At 43.4% G+C, this 21,380-nt stretch carries 10 protein-coding genes; 2 read left to right on the forward strand and 8 right to left on the reverse strand.

Translation table 11 applies throughout. The features are described from left to right. Positions 1 to 99: 99 nt before the first annotated feature. From ACTXGE_RS03470 to ACTXGE_RS03500, 7 genes are all read right to left on the reverse strand, one after another. Entirely contained in the window at positions 100 to 5,403 is a 5,304-nt protein-coding gene (locus ACTXGE_RS03470; RefSeq protein WP_443541792.1) for a hypothetical protein, read from the reverse strand. Positions 5,404 to 5,514: 111 nt separating this feature from the next. After that, entirely contained in the window at positions 5,515 to 7,539 is a 2,025-nt protein-coding gene (locus ACTXGE_RS03475; protein WP_443541790.1) for a hypothetical protein, read from the reverse strand. 45 nt (positions 7,540 to 7,584) lie between these two features. Continuing rightward, positions 7,585 to 8,049, reverse strand: a complete 465-nt coding sequence (locus ACTXGE_RS03480; protein WP_435949127.1) for a hypothetical protein — start codon at positions 8,047 to 8,049, stop codon at positions 7,585 to 7,587. Positions 8,050 to 8,532: 483 nt separating this feature from the next. After that, positions 8,533 to 10,581 (reverse strand): hypothetical protein, encoded by a 2,049-nt coding sequence (locus ACTXGE_RS03485; RefSeq protein WP_443541788.1) that lies wholly within the window; start codon positions 10,579 to 10,581, stop codon positions 8,533 to 8,535. 70 nt (positions 10,582 to 10,651) lie between these two features. Beyond that, positions 10,652 to 11,116, reverse strand: a complete 465-nt coding sequence (locus ACTXGE_RS03490) for a hypothetical protein (RefSeq protein WP_317199023.1) — start codon at positions 11,114 to 11,116, stop codon at positions 10,652 to 10,654. A gap of 382 nt (positions 11,117 to 11,498) precedes the next feature. Next, the gene (locus ACTXGE_RS03495; protein ID WP_443541786.1) at positions 11,499 to 13,139 is read right to left on the reverse strand and encodes a hypothetical protein; all 1,641 of its coding nucleotides are present in this window, start codon (positions 13,137 to 13,139) and stop codon (positions 11,499 to 11,501) included. 242 nt (positions 13,140 to 13,381) lie between these two features. Further along, complete coding sequence (locus ACTXGE_RS03500; RefSeq protein ID WP_443541785.1) at positions 13,382 to 15,334, reverse strand: hypothetical protein; 1,953 nt, start codon at positions 15,332 to 15,334, stop codon at positions 13,382 to 13,384. 510 nt (positions 15,335 to 15,844) lie between these two features. Here ACTXGE_RS03500 and aceE point away from each other — a divergent pair. Beyond that, positions 15,845 to 18,664, forward strand: a complete 2,820-nt coding sequence (aceE, locus tag ACTXGE_RS03505; RefSeq protein WP_443541783.1) for a pyruvate dehydrogenase (acetyl-transferring), homodimeric type — start codon at positions 15,845 to 15,847, stop codon at positions 18,662 to 18,664. A gap of 54 nt (positions 18,665 to 18,718) precedes the next feature. Then, positions 18,719 to 20,500: a 2-oxo acid dehydrogenase subunit E2 gene (locus tag ACTXGE_RS03510; RefSeq protein WP_443541782.1), complete on the forward strand. Its 1,782-nt coding sequence runs from the start codon at positions 18,719 to 18,721 to the stop codon at positions 20,498 to 20,500. 90 nt (positions 20,501 to 20,590) lie between these two features. Here the strand turns inward: ACTXGE_RS03510 and ACTXGE_RS03515 are convergent, their stop codons facing one another. Then, entirely contained in the window at positions 20,591 to 21,217 is a 627-nt protein-coding gene (locus tag ACTXGE_RS03515; protein ID WP_443541941.1) for an OmpW/AlkL family protein, read from the reverse strand. Positions 21,218 to 21,380: the final 163 nt, after the last annotated feature.

Here is a 21,380-nt window from a genome sequence, read left to right on the forward strand (position 1 = left end):
CCTTTTATTAAGGGGGTAGGCGTTAAGCGCTTTAGAGGGATCAGGTACACATCAAACGTTACTAGAAACCGTTATTTAAAACCAAGATAACTCTACTTATTATAAAGTAGAGTTATCATTTAGACGCTTATTCTTACTTGGGTCATCACGCTTAAACAGCTCTTCATCAAACTTAAAGCGCAGTCTAAAGTAAGCGCCTTGCTGCGTACTATCATCATAGGCGATATCGTCATCTTCAAAGCCCATGAAGTTGTAACCCAGTGACAACCATAGATTGGTCATAGGACTATAGCCGACCTCAGCACCTAGCATATACGCTAGATCATCCGCTTGATCATTCCAGTAAGTACCCGCTTGCAAGCCGACATCCCAGCGCTCGCTAAGATCATAAAGTCCACGGCCGTAGATGGCGTGAGCAGTGTTATCACTTGAGATGCCATCGGCTTCGTATTCAGTATACTTACCCGCGTAACGACCAGACAAAGTCAGTGGACGCGTCGGATGATAGTTGCCGTTCCATGACCAAATAGTGGTGTCTTTACGATAAGTGTCATCGCCAGTATTGTTGTCATCCAAACGATACTCAAGCTTAGCTAGCATATCAAGCTGATTGCTATTTAAATCACGATAAGCTGCGCCCAACTGAAAACGGTTAACCGTACGGTCGCCATCATCGTAATCAATGCGCGAGTAAGTATCTTTTGCAAGCAAAGTGATATCGTCAGTATAGCGATAAGCAATACCTGCACTACCTAGCAACGTATCACTAGACTCGCCCCAGCGCTTCTCCAAACGCCCTGAGGCCTTGTAGTCCTCTTGTGCTAAATACTCAACACCAATACCGGCTGCGGTTGCGGTATTGTTCTCTTCGCCTTCTAAAGACTCAACACGCTCAAACAGTGTATTAAGGGTCAAGCCTTCTTGCACGTACCATTTGTTTTTGAGACCAATAGCCGCTTCTGCTTCCCGAGCACTGATAGCATCGCGCATACGGTATTCGCTATAGACCTTACCATCTTTCATGTAGTTGGCATCAAACCCAATGACGGTACGTTGACGCTCGTCGGTATCATCGAGACCATAGCTGCCTGACAAGCTATTGATTAAGTCATGACGCGCGTACAGACGACCTAGATTGCCTAGCGGCGTCTCGCCACCAACGGAGGTAGCGTTACGTGAGCTATTCTCAATATCTTGCTCATATTCAGCAAATACTAAGCTGTTATTGAGCTTAGGCAGGCGTGCGGTAATACGAGCGCGAGCTGTCGTACCTTCGATATCTTTATCAGCAGTACTGACGCCATTGAGTGCAGATTGATTGATAATATCATCATCAAATAAAGTATCGTCTGTAGGATCGATGGTATCTGTAGCTGCTTGAGTATTACGTGAAGCTGCAGTTGCGTCTTGCTTGTAATAGCGTACACCAAGCTCACCGACGACATTTTTGCTTAGGCGCTGCTCAATACTGGCCTGAATGCCTTCGCGGCTCGCCTCAGTAGTATGATCTTCTGTGCGTACGCCCTCAAGCTTAAGCGCGGTCTTCTTATCATTGATAAGATGAGTAATCTCGATACCAGACTCAGTACGTCCCGCCGTTAATGGAGACGCGCCAGTAACGAAGCCTTCGTCAGCGTCATTGTAATAAGCTTTTGCACGGGTATTTTTCTTATCATCATAGTCAAGCTCGATACGTAGTGCATCACCGTCAGCGTCTTGCACGTCTAGTTCATCAGCGTTGATCTGATTGCTAGGCTGATAATTTGGATTTTCAGCTTTGTTCATCGCATATTCAGCGACTAGCTTTAACTTATCGTTAAACTTGATGACACTGTTAACACTAGCGAGCTCTTCTTTGTTAAGGGGGTCATCACTATTGACGTAACTACCACCGATAGAGACCTTATCATTTATCTGCTGCTTGGCTGCAATACCACCGACGAAATAGTCTTCGCCGCCTTCGTCTACTTCTACAGTGACGCGGATGTAGATTGGATTGCCGTCCAAGTCTTGACTGGCAATCGGCGTTTTTAAAAATAAGCTACGACTAATAGGGTCAATCTCATAATCAGCAAAGCGAGTAAGCGTCTCACGGCGTACGATTAGACCAGGGTTATTGGCATTACGAGTAATAACTTCAACAGTCTCAGAGTTCTCAAGTACCGCATCGAAGTTCTCAGCAAGCGGGTAGGGGCCTGATATGCCAAGGCCACGCGTCTCATTCACACGCTGCGATGAGCTAGTTTCGGCAAGAAAAGTAGTTACGCGAGTATTAGCATCTTCGTACTGCGCTTTTAGGCCGGTAAGCGTACGATTATACTGACCAAGTTTGATACCATCATCATTGTCGATCTGAGTCTTTAGGTCACCATAAAAGGCAAATGAGCGACCTTTATCTAAGCGTACATAGAGCTTACTCGTTGACTGCGCATCAAAACCTTTAGCTGATGAGTCGCCATAGACAGGGTAGTACTCGCCAGGTTCGATATCACGGAACAAGCGCTCACCTTTTTTGTCACTATCATAAGCAAGCGTCAATAGATAATCACCGCGCACTTTACCTTTGAGAAACATTGCTGCACGGCCCGTCGCTGAGTAATCATCATTGCCCGAAAACTCATGAAGCTCTTCTTCAAACGCGCCTTGAGCATCAGTGATACTACTACCATCAAAGTCTTTTAGTGAAATGGCGCCTTCAACGATACCTACAGCAATCAGTGGACGCAGCTTTGGAATAAACTGCAGATCGATAACTTGCTTGCTACTGCCCGTATCGATGATAAGCTCACCTTTACCCGCGACGCTTGGCGCAATAACAGGGATCAGTATCTCACCGCCATTGACGGTAACCTGCGTGCCCGCTTTATCTTTACTACCGTCAGGTAAATTGATACGACCGATATTGGTATCGATAGTGATCGGCGTTGACGCCACATAAGGACGGTTGTCACGATCCTTTAAGCTGACAACAATCTGGTACTCGCTGATACCGTCAGCTTCAACCAAAGCCTCTTGAGTACGGTATTTAATCGCCTGCAAACTGTCAGGAGTCGTCACGTCAATAGACTGCTCAGAGATAACCTTGCCATTAACATCAGTGGCTACGCCGCGCAAAGTGTTACGACCACGCTTTAGATCAACGGCGTAGTAGTCAAACGCGGTGACGTTTTGCTTTTCTTGCTCAGCCGTTTTACCGATTTGCTCAGCTGATACCACTTTATCATTAGCATATAGAGTAAAGTTTGAGCCTAGCGGCGCTTGTACCTGTACCATCTGTTTATAGGAAGCAAGCTGTTGACCACTGCTCAAATTAATAAAAGCAACGTCGTTGTTAGCAACTTCTTTTAGGTACTCTTCGAGCACTTTTTCTTTGGGTTGAACGACTTTTGTGACGTCCATATTAACGCGCTCAGCACCAGGCTTGACAAGCTCTGTTACTATCGCTGAATCGCATTTGATACTTTGGTCTAAGACATCATTAGACTTACAACCACTAGCATCGACATTATCGGTATAATCGCGATCATAGATAGGTTCTAGATCAAGCTTGCTCTTGACCGCTTGTTCTAAAGTGTTATTTTTGGCACTGATACTTTTGCTACGAGCGACAAGCTCAGTATTTAAGCGCTCGGTACTATCGCCTATACCGCCAACGATAGCGAAATCAGCACGGTGCAACTCGCCATACTTAAGGTCAACAAAACGGCTACCACCATCTCCAACGTTACGATTACTTTGGGTAATCAGCTCACTGGCAGCAGGTATTGTCGTGCGGTCAACTTTGAGCACGTGCGTCTTGGCACTAACGCCATAAAAGTTATATTTACCTTCAGGATCGGTGACGATGAAGTTACCGTTTTCCATATAGATACGTACGCCAGCCACGCCAAGCTCGCCATCTTCTTTTTGCTGAATACCATCGCGGTTGATGTCGTGATAGACCTTACCGATGATGATACCGTCGGTGTTCATAAGGCCACGGCTAACGTCGATTTCCCACTGCGATTCCATCGAAGCAAAGGTATTGCCGCGATCATCACGAGCGACTGCGGTGGCACGGTTAATACCGTCGCCGCCTAATGATGAGGCACCAATAAGCACGCGATAAGTGACATTTTTGGTCTCGCCAGCAGCTAGCGTACCTAAACTTAGAACTTGATATTTGCCATCTGTCTTAAATTCAGTCGTTTGTGCTTGATTGATATCAATATCGGTATCAGCATCGCCCGCGCCTTGACTGATACGTGCACTACCTTTGACATAATCAAAACCGCGCGGCAACGCGTCTTTTAGCTCGACATCGAATGCTGTGGCTGCGCCATTATTGGTAATGTTAATACTGTAGTTGACATAATCACCCAGATCAGCTGATTTGACATCGCCTTCTTTTACCACTTGTAGTCTGGCTGACTGATCCATGACAGTGATGTTGCTGCTAATATTACTATCGATATTAACGCGATCACCCTCTGGCGTGATACAAGCATCAAGCGTTACCGCTAGAGTATCGCCTTGTAGCGTCTGAATGATCTCATCATCGATGGCATTGGCATTGTTTTGGGTAGGCGCCGCGACTTGATATTTACCTGTGTTGTCGCCGGTTTCTGTTGCTTTTAGAGAGTACTTGTCGCCTGTAAGCTCTGAGGTAATTGTCACCCATACTTGATCTTTGGCATTAGGCTGCACGTTACACTGCGCATAGTTGGCTTCAACGTAGACATTTGAGCCTACTTGAGTGTTGTTCTGAGTCGTGTCAAAATTTTCGTCTGTAAAACCAATACTCGGCTTAACGATGATCAGTCTATCAGTCGCAGCGGCCGTTACCGACTTGTCTTCGACCACCACGGCGCCAACCTTAATCTCAGCAGTATCGCCACTAGTAGCGTTACGATCGGTTAGCGCTTGTACAATAAGCTGAATGCTCTCGGCTTGACCCAAGGCAATTTGAGCGCTTAATCCGTCTAGGACAAGCTGCTCATCAGCACCATCTATAATACCGTTATTATTGATGTCTTGATAAACGACAAAGTTAGACAAAGTATTCGGGTAGTCAAAGCTGACGACGACTTCTTCATCAAAGGTACCGTTATTCGATAGGACGTTGATCCACTGAACCGTATCGCCAGCGTTGACAGTCTGTAGTGCAGGTTGAGTGATGCTGACGTCATACTGAGGCAGGGTTAAAGATTTAAAGCTGACCTGATTTGAGGTGCCTGTTTGCGTACTGTTGCCAACTTTATAATTAGTCTGTGCAATATTATTAATCGTGGTCACGCCCTTGCCATCTTCGGCATGAGCGATATTTGCTTGCATAAGTAGCATCGACGCTGCCAACGTCGTCAGGGCAGTTAATGCGCCTGCACGGTAGCGAGGGTTACGAGACGAAAATACAGCTTGACGCATATTCGGTAATCCTACTTATGAAAGAAAATATAATGGATATATAAAGATAAAGGGTAAAAGTGGAGTTTTCTTAACCAGATTAAGAAAACTCCTTTGATCATGATTCAATAATTATGGAGCTGGGTTAGTACCTGTTTGTGAAATAGTAGCAGAGAAGTAGATATTACCAACTTCTTGACCCGTTAGAGTAGCGAAGGTGCCACCAACATTCTGACCTGAGATATCAGCTGTCGCCGGAGCTGAGTTGTTTGACGTATCAGAAACGTAGTCACCTGCGTAAGTCAGTGTACTGGCTAAAACATCTGACAACGTAACTGTGTTAACTTCAGTGTTGGTAAAGGTGTTTGTTGCCTCTAGACGATAGAACGCACACTGATCAGCAGTTGCAACGACATTAGCAGTGGTCCAGTTGCTTATCGATTGTGGATCAGTACCACAAGCTGCCGCTGCTTGGAATTTGAATAAATCAATACCTTGCATAGTTGTCTTTGAACTTTGAGAGATATCATCAGTAGGAGCAGGCGTACCTTCTACTTCACCTTGTGGCAAGACTGTAATAGTGATCGTTTCATTTTTACCGATATCACTGTCTTGACCATTATTACTACCTGAACCATTGGTATCGACTAAGACGCCAATATTAACGGACTCTCCAGGGGCTAGGCCATCTGTATCTGCGTCATTAAGATCGTACTCACCATTACCATTAGGAGTTAATACAGTCTCACCGTTATCTAGTATACCGTTACCATTAGTATCTACAAAAACAGTAGTGATGTCGATAGCATTTCTAGGATCATCACTATCAGTCACTTCAACAGTAAACAACACTTCATCAGGAGCGTCTGCTTCTGTAACATCAGTACCATCATTGCTGATAGTATAGGTGTAACCATTGCCCGTACTCTGTAATGGAACTTCCTTATCAGGAGCGTCAGTGATGTTTAAATCGCGAGTTTGATTGCTCGGAGTAACGGTCGCGTCATCATTGTTGTCTTCACCGCGGTTATTAGGATCATTCGGATCCTCAAAAGTGTTATCAACATTATCGTCAGTACTATCTGTGATATCAGGGATGTTATCACCGTCTAGATCGTCTGTAACAACAGCATAGTTAGTAAAATCACTAGCATCAGTAGCGCCATCAGATTTTTTAGCACGGAAAGTAATCGTAACGGTCTGACCCTGAGCGACATTTACACCACTAGCTGTAATTGTTCTGCCGTCTGACGAAATAACTGGTGCAGTAGTATTACCAGCGCCAGAAGTCGTAGGCGCTCTGTAGTTCGGCTCACCAGTTTGGATAGCTACTAAGCCATTAGGAAGCGCATCTGTAATAGTGATATCAGTACCATCAGCAGTACCTTCGTTCTCAACAGTAATTGTGTAGTCAACATAAGCATTATCATTGTTCAAATCGATAATGTTGTTATTAAGGTTTGAGTTTGCAGACTTTGTAATAGCATAGATAGGGGCAGTAGTAATAGCATTGTCTATGTTAGTAGCTGTAGCAGGCTCACCTTTACCTGTTAGATACTGGCTGGTCGCTGTGACGGTCAATATGCCATTGCTATCAATAACACGATTATCATCAGATATCGCTGTTATAGTGATATCAGCCGATTCACCAGGTGCAAGCTCAATAGAATCGCCTCTATTAATAGTAACAACGCCACCAACAGGATCACCATCAGCACCAATCTTTTGGTAAGTGATAACAGTATCGTCTAAGTCATAATCAAAATTATCATTTGCTTGATTGACTAGATCAATAGTATAAGTATCGGTAACGTTACCTTCGTTCTTTAAGGTATGAGTAAAGTCGACCGTTGCACTAAGTGGTGCTTCGATATCGATATCTGCGTTATCGTCAGCGTTTTGATTGCCATCGGTCAAAGTTGCAACTAAGCTAAAAGCACCAGTTTCAGTAACATTAATAGTCACTTCATTTGATTCAGCAGTTTGAGGGTTGTTGACATCGCCTGCGACATTATAGGTAGCAGTTGCAACGTTTTTGACTTCAAACGCATCTTCTTGATTATAGGTTACGGTATCAGCACTGGCAGTGCCAGCGATACCCATAGCAGCAGTAATGCCGACGGTGAGCACTGAGTATTTAAAAGCGTTAGGTTTCATACGGTAAATCTCCTAAAGGGTGTAAATAAATAGTCCAAAAACGAACTATTCAACGATGGTGTTCAGTGCCACAGCGGCAGACTTCTTGGCGGGTAGTAATTTAATATTCCAGCGCAGGGTACGGTACTCAGAATATGGAATCTTGACCATCTTGCCATCAACTTTACGCATAAGCGGCATATCGGCGTAGTTCTTGCCATCGATACTCGCTTGTGCGCTAGCGGGCGTTGCCTCACCATTAAATGCCATGTTGGCAGGAATAGGCAGGATAACGGCCAAATCGTTAATGTCTTTATTGATAGTATTGGTATAGTTGGCTTTGTACTGAATGACAGTACCAGCGGGCGCCGTACTTACAGGGGCATAAGTCACTTTGCCATCAGCGTCCTTGACAACCTTATTAGCTGTTAATTCCATTTTTAAAGCATCTTCAGCGTAAGCTGTACCTAATAAAGTAGTAGATGCTAGTGTTGCTAGTAGAGCTGCGCGTAGTAGTTTAAAAGTTTTCATATCATAAGCCTTGTTCAATGTATTACTTGTATAAATTCTAATCATAATCATCGATGCAACATCTGTGCCACACTGAGTGATAAAGGTAAATAAGGACAAGTGAGATAAGAGACAACTTTCATGGTTGTATTATCACAAAATAGTAACAATCAGTCATTACAAAGAAGATAAGTGGTAGGTAGGAGTAGTTAAATGGTAATAGAAGTGGGTGTATCTCTATATCTGCGGTTAATTGTCATAAATAACAATCATTTATAAGCTAAAATCTATTAGTCGAGATGTTTTTAGAGCCACCAATTTGAAGCAGTCTAAGTTTGTAAATAGCTCAAAACCGAGCAATTTTATGAATATCAATAGTATGTGCATATGAATAGTAAAAAATCTTATTACATATTGAATACAGTATATTGCATGCATTATACACAAAAAAGTGCCCATAAGCACATTTAATGCTTATGGGCACTTTACTAACAAAAGGTAATATTAACGATTGGTTTTGATTTTTACCGAGAACTTCATTGTCGCCGTGCCTTGGGGTACTAAAGGATTAATAGTAGTACTAATAGCAGTATTAGCTGAATTCAATGCAGCTGGAGCCGTCACAGTCGTACCATTACCTGTAGTAGTCGTTGTTGCAAAAGAGTTGCCTCTATAATCAGCAGTCGCTGAAAAATTAGACGTTGCATCCGATACTACTAGATTCTGTATATCGAACCCTCGCGCCGTAGTAGAAGTATTGGTAGCAACGATCTGGTAAATGATACATTGACCAGGCGTTGCTGCCAACGGATCAGCAGAACTACTAAAGGCAGTATCGGCAGTACCCTTACAAGTAGCATCTAGCGCTTGACTCTTAACCAGAGTCAAACCTTTGATATCGGTTCTGTCGGTTACTGGAGCGACAGTAGGCGCGCCTGTACCGCTTGCAGTGAGTTTTACTACAGTATCTTCTGAAAAACCGATTTCAGCATTCTCTGATGAGACATTATAACTGATCGTAACCGTACCTGTAGGTGCGATACCGTTAGGCAGGGCAGTCTTGATATCATATACGCCGCTGCTATTAGGTGTGATACCGACAGCAGTTTGTGCTGGTGCAGAACCATTAGGACCATCTGGATCATAGGTAAGGGTCACAGAACCAGGTACAATATTTACCGCGTCTGGTGTACCGTTATCATTGTCAGTTATCGTAAACGTCAATCTACCTGCTACATCACCTTCAGTATTTTGACCCGTGTTAGTAATAATCGTTTGATGCGTGGCTTGACCTGCGGTACCTGAGGTCGGTGCGATTTCTTTAACAGTTGGATTAGTGAGCGTCAAATTACGTTTGATAGTACCTAATGGCTGAGTAGAGTCGTTACCGTCGTTACCAGTAGCATTAGTTCCGTTGGTAAAGTCGGTATCATCGACAGGGTAGAATCGAGTAACGTTCTCAACAGTGCTGTCTGTGCTATCGATCAAAGTGTTGTCAGTAGCTGGATTGTTATCCAAATCATCAGTGACTTTGACATGGTTCAAAGCGTTATTAGCTAAGGCAGTATTAGGGTCTTTTTTGACCGTAAAGTTGATAGTGATACTACCATTGACTGGGATATTTACTCCTGTCAACTCAAAGCCTTTATTCGTCTGATTGAGCGTGCCTTTGGTTGCACTACCACTAGTTGTAATGCTATTTGTCGTCAATGCTTGTGCAATAAGCAGGCCCGCTGGCAAGTTATCGGTAATGGTGATATCAGTTGCATTAGCAGAGTATGCGGTCGTTGGATTCTTAATCACGATCTGATAAGTAGCCGTGTCATTCGCATTGTTTAGATCTAATGCGTTAGTTACCGTCTTAACGATACTAAAAGTAGGCAATTTAGTCACTGATTTATCATTGTTAGTCAGTGTTCTATTGGCAGCAGGCAGTAGTGCACTAGTAGCCGTGAGTCTAAGATTCTGTCTATTACCGCCTTTGTTATCTTTGGTTTTGGCATTGATAGTGAACTTGATGAACTGACCTGCCTCTAAGGTAAGGGTGTTTCCATTGACAGTAGCAACTGAAAGATTGGATTGCGTTGATACAGGAGTGTCGGTACCCGGTACTTGGCCTGCATTATATATAGAATAAGACACTGTAGAAGCTGTAAGATCATAATCAGCATCGTCATCTGTCAAATTCGCCAAGTTGACAGTATAAGTATCACTACGGTTACCTGTGTTAGTCAAGGTATGCTGAAACACTGCAAAACCGTTGGGAGCTACGTCTAGATTTTCATTGATGGTATCATTTGGAGTACCATCTTCATTGTTTGCAGTTAATGAAAAAGACAGACGCTCTGATACTCGAACGATAACTTCGTTAGATTTAACTTCTGGCTGCTTAACGCCAGCGACATCATAGTTGGCAGTTGCAATGTTTTTGATATCAACATTAGTAGTAGTAGTACCAGTGGTAGTGTTAGTTGCCATAGCACCAGTTGAGATACCTAGAGCAGCGGTGACGCCGACTGCGATCAGACTATGTTTAAAGGTGTTTGGTTTCATAGAAGACTCCGAGACAAAAAATGGTAAAGATTCAGTTAATTAAGTAATAAAAATTTGGTAAAAGACTTAGTTAGCTAACGGTCGTATTGAGAGCTACAGCAGCAGACTTGTTAGCAGGCAGTAATTTGATGTTCCAGCGTAGAGTGCGATATTCAGATAACGGAATCTTGACCATTTTGCCATCGACTTTGCGCATGAGCGGCATATCAGCATAGTTCTTGCCATCGACACTAGCTTGAGCGCTGGCAGGAGAGGCATCGCCAGTGAAAGTCATATTGGCAGGGATAGGCAAGGTCACCATCAGATTATTGATGTCTTTATTTACAGTGTTGGTGTAGTTGGCCTTGTACTGGATAGTGGTGCCAGCAGGTGCGGTGCTGACAGGGACGTAAGCGACTTTACCTTCAGCGTTTTTGATGACTTTACTAGCAGATAAATCCATCTTGAGTGCGTCATCAGCGTAAGCGGCGCCAAACAAAGCGGTAGAGGCGACTACTGCTAATACTGAATTACGTAAAAAGTTAAAATGCGACATATCAAAATCCTTTCTATAACGGTGATATTTGGATACTCGCAGCACAATGCTTTCGACATAAAGGATATGCTGAAAACGACAATAGACAACTGGTTTTGTATTAATTATTGAAGACAGTGCTTTGATAGTGCTGGGAATTTTTCATAACTGCATATTCACAGAATGATAATAATATGTCATTGAAAAGGTGATAAATGGCAGTTTGAAGTAGCTGAATGGTATACCGAATTTTTAGACTAAGTGATAAAACCTTTACGACGGTCGGTTGAGATTTTGAATAAAAGCATATGCTTCAGCTTACGTACAGCAAACCCAAAACTGCCTCACTAATATCACTATTAGTCAGGCAGTTTTGAGTTAGTTAGGTAGTAGTATGATTACATTACTGACTCGTACCATATTTAGTGTTGAAGTAAAAATCACGTTTAGAGCGCGGCGGTAATACAAGCGATTTAGTAGTTACTATACCGTTTGCACCAATAGCAGGACTGCTAGAGATGTTGTAGTCAGCAGTAGCAAGCGCAGGATTAGCGAGTACCGATGTTACAAGAGCACCAGCTGTACCTTTTTTCTGCAACACATCGTCCATAATAAAGTTATCAATCTTTATATTAGCGCGGTTGGTCGCCGTGATTTTGTATGCAATACACCTGCCAGGTGCTATACCTTCAATCATTGCGGTACTAAACCCTGTAAGGGGAGTAGGCGCGTCATTGATACTGGCGTAGTTTAGCGTAGCAGGGCAGTCGTTTATGTACTGAGATTTTTTAAGCACTAAAGCGACGTTTTCGGCAATAACACGACCAAAGTCGTTATTTGGATAGTTATAAGTAGTCGCTGAAAATCCAGTATTACGACTGTCACTAGTAGTACGAATAGGATAAGTGTTTCCTGTTCGACTCTCAACAAGGCAAAGATTTGTATTATTACCTAAAGTAGTTCTAGGAATACTAATCTGATAAGCACCAGTCGGTGCCCCAGTTTTGAGAACTGATTGGGTTGGATAAGTAGTTCCAGGGTTTGCACAATTTGCCAACCTCACCGTACTTCCGCTGATACCTGACTCTTGAGGAGGATTAAATACGCCATTAAAATAGTTTGGTCTATTAGAATAGGTACCGCTACTGATATTAGCATTGTTTGCATCAGCCTGAGTATCCGTGATTCCGCCATTGTCATTGAATACAGTACCAGAGAAAATATACTGCGGAACATAGCAATAGTTATCTAAACTAAGAAAGATCTGCTGGTTTGTCGGATTGTCATTGTTAAAAATACGAAAATCAGCATTGGAGTAACGAACTTTTACAGATTTTACAGGTTCTGAAAATTGTACAGATCCCTGACAAGTTGTACCTAAAGCGTTGGCGGGGCAATTGGAGGTATTACCAAGAATGTATAACCCTACTCCAGGTGTGTTTGGTCTAGAATCATTAAAAGAACGAATTCTCGAATCAGTTATTGCTTGATAAGAGCCATCAATAATACTTCCATTTGCAGTAACTCCTGTAAACAGAACATAATCATCAAAACTGTTTCCATTACTACTGTTTGCAAAGTCAATGTCAAAAGCACTAAGGGCAACATTAGTTAAAAATATTGGCTGTTCTGTAATTCTATTGCGAAAATCAAATTCAATCGAAGTAACTGATTGCATATTAGGAAAGTCACGGAATACATTAAATACGCCTTTGTTGCTTACTGTTGTTGCAGTAAAAGAACTATTACCTGTAGGAGGCCCGTTGCTCTCTGTTATCGTCATCTTGATTTGTAACGGAATACTACCTGCAGCGTCACCCGCTACATTTACAAAACTGCCTAAAGAGGATGCTAATCTCGAATAATCTGAATCATCTAAACCACTTTTTTCAAAACCAGCATCACAGGTTGCACCGGGGTTAGTAGCTAGTGCATAGGACGACTGACTACTAAAAATTAAAGTCACACACACAATAAAGATAAGTACTCTAAAGATAGACATACTCGTAAAATACGAATATAGAGAATGATGAGTGTTGTACATATTCTTGTGTCCTATGATCTAACTCTACCGAGTAATAAGCCATCTAGTCAAAACAGTAATGCTAATATAACAAGCTATACTAGCCATAGTCGTTACGAAAAACTAATACTATATTATGAAAGGTAGATATAGTAGGACGAAGTGCAAATGAAGGGAAATTTTATATATAAATGGGCACTTTTGGAGATAAAAGTGCCCATTTAGAGTAGAAGTAAAAATTGAGATAAACCGATAACTATCAATTAGTTCGACTGAGTCGTACCGTACTTTGTATTGAAATACAGTGTCGCTAAAGTAGGTTGACTGGTTGCTGCCGCTAAATTAAAGAAATTGGATTGAATCGTACCATTGGTATCGTAAGCGACGCTTGGACTGGCAACTGAGGTCGGCACAAATAACGGTGCTGGACGCTTGAATACTGAGACCACAGGCGTACTTTGAATGGTATCACTAATCTGCACTTGCTGAAGTCCGATATGACCACGGTTATAAGCCTGAATGCGATAAGCAATACAATTACCTGGATCGACATCGCTAATAGGGTTGATACTAAAGCCTAGCGTTGGATTCTCACTGCTACCAACACTTTGATAGTTAAGGCTATCATTACATTCATGAACGTATTGAGACTTGATCAGTACTAGAGCAGCATTTTCAGCGCGTACTTCGCCAAAATCTAAATTGCGAGAACCATTACTCTCAGTTTTATAGTCAAACACACCATTGACTAAGGTAACTTCACGCTTATCTGGCGTGGTATCTACCGTATAATCCCAAGCGCTCGGCTCATTCTGCACCACGCAGACACGAGTTCTATTAGTAAGCGCGCTGGCAGGTACAATAAAGTTGTATCTGCCTCTGGTCGCTTGCGTGTCTGAAACGGGCTGCGGATTGGCTGACGTAGTTGTGATATTGGTATCATTACAATCAGTCAAACGTATGCTCATGCTCGCATCATATATGCCAGATTCAGTCGCACTATCAAAGACTGTATTAAAGTAATTGGCATTACTCGTAAAAGTAGAGGATATGTTTTGGCTGGTGGTGCTGCTTGCTGTAATGCCGCCATTGTCGTTAAAGACAATGCCTGAGAATATGTAATTTGGACTATTAGTAATAGTACAGGTAATCTCATCACCGTAGGCAGTATTGTCGAGTATAAAAGAACGTGTTCCTTCTGCTGCATTATAAATCATAGTACCGCTAGGTACAGTCGTCGTACTACCAGTAGTAGCATTATTACAAGTATAGGTCGCATTATAATTTGCTATGTCAGCGAGCGTTGCACTATTGATGAGCTGCTCAGTAATCGTATAAGTGGTGTTTTCTCTTAAGCTCAGTGTCGAACTACTACTATTATTGACTGTCGAATTGGTGCCTGTCGTAGTAAATTCATTAGCTGCTATAGACCCGCCTGTCACTTTTATACGGAACTGATCATTACTGTTGACTCTATTACCATTTAATTGTTTTTGAACGATGAGTTTAGGCGGTGCTAAGCAAAAGTAGAATTCAGAGTACCCAAGACTGTGTACGCCACTCCTACGGCTAAAAGTGTTGCTATGCTTCATATTTAACAATACATCAGCAAGATTGTATCCCCAACTAGCATCTATAGTACAGGCGCCAACTGCGCAATTTCTGCCTGATCGAGCGGTCACAATGTCTTGACTTGCATTTCTAGTGTGAAAATTGCTATTAAAGGTTAATTGTCCTTGATTAGTAGAGACATCTGCTCGTTCAATATAGGGAACGCGTCTAGCGCTAGTAGTAGAATCTAGATCTTGAATTTTATAACCGATCTTACTAACAGGACGGTTAACACTAATATCTAGAATATGATTGGTCTTAGGGTTATTAGAGGTATGAGACATGTTAATCGCTGAGGTCGTAACACCAGATAATGATCCAAAAAAAGGTGATCTTGGTCTATTGTTACCTAAATATATGTCTCTTACGTCTGAAAAACTAAGACGAAAAACAACATTACCCGAAGTGTCAGAAAAGGTGAAGACATCGCTTAGAGTACCTGTATTCCACGATAGAGTTTTTGGAGTGGCTTTGGGGCTATAAGCGGCAATAGATGGTGGCAGAGGGTTATTTCCAACATAATACATTTTATGGCTAATGGGACATGTACCTGGACCTGAGGTTTCAGTGGACTCAAAATCTGCTTGAGCTGAGTTTATACTCATCCCTAAGCATAATAGTCCAGTCGCAAGAGGTATAACAAAATGCCAGCTAACAAAATTAATTTTATAATAGCGATTTTGTCGCATTACCATTCCTTTAAGTTATTAGGGTACATATCTATTATGTTACATATAGTTACTTATCATAAAATAAATTTTGCTTCTTTAACACCTTTAAGTTAAAAAATTTATTAGCTCAACTTTAATAAGGCATAGTAATAGTTAAGACTGCTCACTTATTAACAACTAAAATTTAGCCATACACCGCACAAACTAAGCCTAAAGTTATCAATATTCATGTAATTACTATTCGCTATTTTTCTGCTAAATACTTGTCAGTTTGTCATTTCTTTAAAGCCATAAACAATTTGTTGTGATGCGCTTATAATAGGTAGATATAGTCTCCTAACTATTGACCGCTTTTTATAGTTACTTATTTGTAGCTTACCGAACCATTTTGTTCTAACGATAATCTGTCATAAGACAGACAAGACTTAAAAAGGATTGATGAAGATGAATTATTACAAGGACGTAGACAGCATAGAAACCCAAGAGTGGCTAGATGCTTTTGAGTCCGTTATCAAGCATACGGACAAAGACCGGGCGCAGTTTTTACTCAAAGCGCTATACAACATGGCGGTACAAGAGGGCCTACCCTTTAACCGCTTAGACACTGCTTATATTAATACTATCGCTGTCGAAGATGAGCCGATGTACCCAGGCGATCACACTATCGAGCGCAAAATTCGCGCTTTGATCCGCTACAATGCGCTCGCTATGGTCATGCGCGCGAACAAAAATGATGATGACTTAGGTGGTCACTTAGCGACTTTTGCCTCTAGTGCGACATTGTATGAGACCGGTTTTAACCATTTCTTTCGCGCCGCAAGCGACCATTTCGGTGGGGATATGATCTACTACCAAGGTCACTCAGCGCCGGGTATTTATGCCCGCTCTTATTTAGAGGGTCGCCTCGATGAAGAACAGCTTGATAATTTTCGCCGTGAAGTCGGTGGTAAGGGTCTCTCAAGCTATCCGCATCCGTATCTGATGCCAGATTATTGGCAGTTCCCGACCGTCTCTATGGGTCTTGGCCCCATTATGTCGATCTATCACGCGCATGTACACCGCTATATGGAAAACCGCGGTCTACTAGAAGCTGAAGGTCGTAAGATTTGGGCGTTCTTAGGAGATGGCGAGACCGATGAGCCTGAGAGCTTGGGCGCGATATCCTTGGCAGGACGTGAAAAGCTCGACAATCTGATTTGGGTCATCAACTGTAATTTGCAGCGTCTTGATGGGCCGGTACGTGGTAATGGCAAAATCATTCAAGAGCTAGAGTCAGTGTTTCGCGGGGCAGGCTGGCGCGTTATCAAGGTCATTTGGGGCGGTCAGTGGGATACGCTGCTTGACAAAGATGAGACGGGCGTTCTTAAACACCGTATGGAAGAAGCCGTCGATGGCGAATATCAACTTTACGAAGCACGCTCGCCTGAATTTGTCCGCAAAGAGTTCTTTGGTAAGTATCCAGAACTAGAAGAGATGGCAAATGAGCTCTCTGATAAAGATATCTCCCGTCTAAATCGCGGTGGTCATGATCCAATGAAGGTATATGCCGCCTTTAGTGAAGCGATGAAAACCAAAGGTCAGCCAACCGTTATCTTAGTCAAAACCGTCAAAGGCTATGGTCTATCAAATCAAGCACAAGCGGTAAACAAATCGCATCAGATCAAAAAGCTGGATCAAGAAGCGCTGATGTACTTCCGTGATCGATTTGATCTGCCCTTTACTGATGAGCAGCTAGAGACGCTGCCGTTCTATCGCCCTGCCGAGGACTCTATAGAGATGAAGTATCTCAAGGGTCGCCGTGAGGCCTTGGGCGGTCATCTGCCTAATCGCCGTAGTGGTCATATTCCACTTAATATTCCAGAGCTCTCGATATTTGATCGCGTCCTACAAGGTAGTAAAGGCAAAGAGCAGTCGACCACTATGGTGTTCGTGCGCCTGCTATCAGCGATGCTCAAAAACAAAGACATTCAAGATCGCGTTGTGCCTATTGTGCCAGATGAGGCGCGTACCTTTGGCCTTGAGGGTATGTTCCGTCAATTAGGGATTTACTCTGCGGCAGGACAAAAATACACGCCGGAGGATAGCGAGGCGTTGATGGGTTATAAAGAAGCCATCGACGGGCATATGCTAGAAGAAGGTATCAATGAAGCGGGCGCGATGAGTACGTGGATAGCACTAGCGACCAGCTATTCAGTCAATGCTTTGCCGATGATACCACTATATATTTACTATTCTATGTTTGGCTTTCAGCGCGTAGGCGATCTTGCTTGGGCGGCAGGCGACTGTCAAGCGCAGGGCTTCTTGTTGGGTGCAACCGCTGGGCGTACGACATTGAATGGCGAGGGCTTACAGCATCAAGATGGTCATTCGCAAATATTGTTCAACACTGTACCCAACTGCGTCACCTACGATCCCTGCTTTGGTTATGAGCTTGCAGTCGTGATGCACGACGGTTTGCGCCGTATGTATGGCGAGGGCGAGCGCGTCTACTATTATCTGACGCTCATGAATGAAAACTACGATCAGCCAGCTATGCCAGAGGGCGTGGAAGAAGGCATCAAGCGCGGCATGTATCTATTAGAAGATAACGGCTCAAGCCAAGTGCAGCTGCTCGGTTCAGGCGTGATCTTGCGCGAAGTACAAAAAGCGGCGCGCATCTTAAAAGATGAGTTTAATATCACATCAAACGTCTGGAGCGTGACCAGCTTTAATGAGCTGACCCGCGATGGTATGGCCTGTGATGACTATAACCGCCTGCACCCCATGGACGATGAAGTCGTGCCTTGGGTCACAGAACTGCTGGCACCGCATGAAGGCATCGTGGTAGCCGCGACTGACTATATGCGTAACTACTCAGAGCAGATCCGCGCTTGGCTCCCTGATAATCGTCCTTATACCACGCTTGGCACTGACGGCTATGGTCGCTCCGATACCCGCGAGCAACTGCGTAGCTTCTTTCATGTCGACGCGGCACACATTGTAGTAGCGACGTTGAAGCGCTTAGCAGATGAGGGCGAGGTGGAAATGCGTTTGGTCAAAGACGCCATTTCAAGCTTTGATATCGATGCCGATCAGCCACCTGCTTGGCAGACGCAGCCGCAGTACGATCATTTTCCAGATGCACCAGCGCCAGCTTCTGACAACATCAACCCAAATCCTGTACCTGAGTTTGTCGGTGAAGACGACGATGAAATCACAAGTGAAGGCCGTGCTGAAGATCAAGCCGATGCCACTTTGCTTAACGATGATGACGTCGCAGAATAAACCTCATGACTAATAATCACACGACTAGGTAATTAAAAGACAAGGATGGACAAGATGGAAATTAAAGCCCCAGATTTAGGTGTTGATAGTGCTGAAGTTAGCGAGATCATGGTAGCAGTCGGTGACGTCATCGCCAAAGACGACAACATTATTTTGATTGAGTCTGACAAGGCCTCTGTTGAAGTACCAAGCTCAGCTGCTGGTAAAGTGACGAATATCAATGTGGCTGTCGGCGATCAAGTCAGCGAAGGTATGGTACTCATTGAGCTTGAAAGCGACGAGGGCAACAATGACAGTAGTGATGCTAAAAGCGACAATCAAAGTTCAGATGAAGACAAGTCTAAACAAGACAAGGCTAAACAAGACAATAAAGAACCCTCTGAATCTGACGATAATCAGCAGCAAAAGGCTGATATTAAAAATGCTGACACGGCAGGCGAAGATAAATCTACTACCAAGTCGGGCGCTAGCACCACCCATGCGCTACCAGATTTAGGCGTAGATGAAGCACAAGTTGCTGAGATTATGGTTAGTGTTGGCGATACGGTGAGCGCGGATCAATCCATACTATTGATTGAGTCGGATAAAGCCTCTGTTGAAGTGCCTGCGCCAGAGGCAGGTACGATTGAGAAAATATTGGTTGAAGCAGGTGACATGGTCGCTAACGGTCAAGACTTTATTATTATCAAAGGGAGTAGCTCACAAAGTAGTGATAGCGACAAAGCGGATACTAAATTCTCTCAAGACAAAGAGTCCAGGAGTAAAGCGTCTGAGAACAAAGAGCCTGCCAAATCAGAATCTAAAGATAGCTCGGACGCAAATACCTCTGCGCAAAACCAAACTACGGGTGAGCCTAAGCAAGTAGCTAAAGGAGCGGATAACAAGCTGACAGAGCGTGAGGTCAATCAAAAGTTGACTGAAGTGTATGCAGGCCCCGCCGTACGTAAGCTGGCGCGTCAATTGGGTATCGATATTACTCAAGTTAATGGTTCAGCGATCAATGATCGTATCCTAAAAGAGGATTTGTTCGCACATGTCAAAGAGCGTATTACCACACAAGAGGCGGTGCCTACTAGTAGCGTGCAAGCTGGTTCAGGGTTGCCAAGTTTGCCTGATATGAGTAATACAGAGATTTGGGGAGAAAGCGAAACGGTAGATTTAAGCCGTTTGCAAAAAGTCTCAATCCCGCAGCTCAACTACAATACCTATTTGCCGCAAGTGACGCAGTTTGATTTGTCAGACATTACCGAAACTGAAAAGCTACGCGGCGAGCTCAAAGGCGGCATGAAAGCGGAAGGTATTGGCTTTACCATACTAGCCTTTATTGTCAAAGCGACCGCTTATGCGCTGACTCAGCATCCGCGCTTTAACAGTCATTTGAGTGATGATAATACGCAAGTCATCCTACGCAAAAGTGTCAATATGGGTATTGCCGTTGCTACTGATGACGGTCTGATTGTCCCTGTTATTAAAGATGCTCAGGACAAAGGTCTCAAGCAGATCGCCGTTGAGATCGGTGAGCTGGCAGCAAAAGCCCGTGATAAAAAGCTTGGTACCAAAGATTTACAAGGCGCAAGCTTTACCATATCGAGTCAAGGTAACTTGGGCGGCACCGCCTTTACGCCTTTGGTAAACTGGCCACAAGTAGGTATTTTAGGCGTGTCTGAAGCGAGTATGCAACCGCGCTGGAATGAGAGCACACAAACCTTTGAGCCGCGTTTGATGCTGCCATTATCTTTGTCTTATGATCATCGCGTTATTAATGGTGCTGATGCTGCTGTGTTTACTCGCTATATTACAACCTTACTCGCTGATCCGCGTCGTATTCTACTTTAGTACTTAGCTTATAAAGTAATAAAACAGCCAGTTTAAAGATAAAAAAGCCAGCTATTGAGCTGGCTTTTTTTAGTGTTTAGCATAAGTCGATTAAAACTGTTTGACAAAGGCAACGCCGTATACCCAAGGATCTATATCCACAGAGCCGATATCATTACCATTTAACTTGACGTCTGTTTCTATATCCATATAGCGTGCGTCAATACGGAATGATTCTGTTGGTGTAAAGGGAATATCTACGCCGACATGACCTGCAACGCCAACACTGTCATCAAGCTCTAAATCATCACCAGTACCGATTCTTTCTTTAAAAAAGGTAGTGTAGTTGACACCCACGCCCACAAAGGGCTTGATGTTCATTGGCATCATACTATTATCAAAATGATACTGCACAGACAAAGTAGGTGGAAGATGCTGAGTTTTTGCATCGATTTGATTACCGCCCGCGTCAGTTAGGGTAATATCATGATGAAAAGGAATAGCGGCTAGTAGCTCGATGCCTACATTGTTAGCGATAAAATACTCACCTGTAAGAGTCGGGCGAATATCATCATCGACATCAACCGACAGCGCACCATTTAATAAGGTGCCGTTATCGCTTTTAGGTACAACGCCATGCGCGCCTGCACCTAGCGTCCAAGTACCCACAGGAACAGCAAAAGCCGTTGTCATCATCATTGCAGTCGCAGTCGCTAAAACTAGGGATTGTAGTTTCATCATGTATTCCTTAATACTAAAAGTGAGTGATAGACCGCCGATGAGGGATGGCATCAGGGGTCAAAGGCCAATAGTAGTTTTAGGATCAGCTCTTATCGTCCTACCTACAGTATAATGTAAAAACCTTACAGATGGTAAGGATTTAAAGCTAAATTGACGCCAA

Source organism: Psychrobacter sp. T6-4, from assembly GCF_052258425.1.
GTDB lineage: Bacteria > Pseudomonadota > Gammaproteobacteria > Pseudomonadales > Moraxellaceae > Psychrobacter.

Coding starts and splice junctions, on each gene's coding strand:
- ACTXGE_RS03470 (WP_443541792.1), bottom strand. CDS start 5,403: ATGCGTCAAGCTGTATTTTCGTCTCGTAACCCTCGCTACCGTGCAGGC.
- ACTXGE_RS03475 (WP_443541790.1), bottom strand. CDS start 7,539: ATGAAACCTAACGCTTTTAAATACTCAGTGCTCACCGTCGGCATTACT.
- ACTXGE_RS03480 (WP_435949127.1), bottom strand. CDS start 8,049: ATGAAAACTTTTAAACTACTACGCGCAGCTCTACTAGCAACACTAGCA.
- ACTXGE_RS03485 (WP_443541788.1), bottom strand. CDS start 10,581: ATGAAACCAAACACCTTTAAACATAGTCTGATCGCAGTCGGCGTCACC.
- ACTXGE_RS03490 (WP_317199023.1), bottom strand. CDS start 11,116: ATGTCGCATTTTAACTTTTTACGTAATTCAGTATTAGCAGTAGTCGCC.
- ACTXGE_RS03495 (WP_443541786.1), bottom strand. CDS start 13,139: ATGTACAACACTCATCATTCTCTATATTCGTATTTTACGAGTATGTCT.
- ACTXGE_RS03500 (WP_443541785.1), bottom strand. CDS start 15,334: ATGAGTATAAACTCAGCTCAAGCAGATTTTGAGTCCACTGAAACCTCA.
- aceE (WP_443541783.1), top strand. CDS start 15,845: ATGAATTATTACAAGGACGTAGACAGCATAGAAACCCAAGAGTGGCTA.
- ACTXGE_RS03510 (WP_443541782.1), top strand. CDS start 18,719: ATGGAAATTAAAGCCCCAGATTTAGGTGTTGATAGTGCTGAAGTTAGC.
- ACTXGE_RS03515 (WP_443541941.1), bottom strand. CDS start 21,217: ATGAAACTACAATCCCTAGTTTTAGCGACTGCGACTGCAATGATGATG.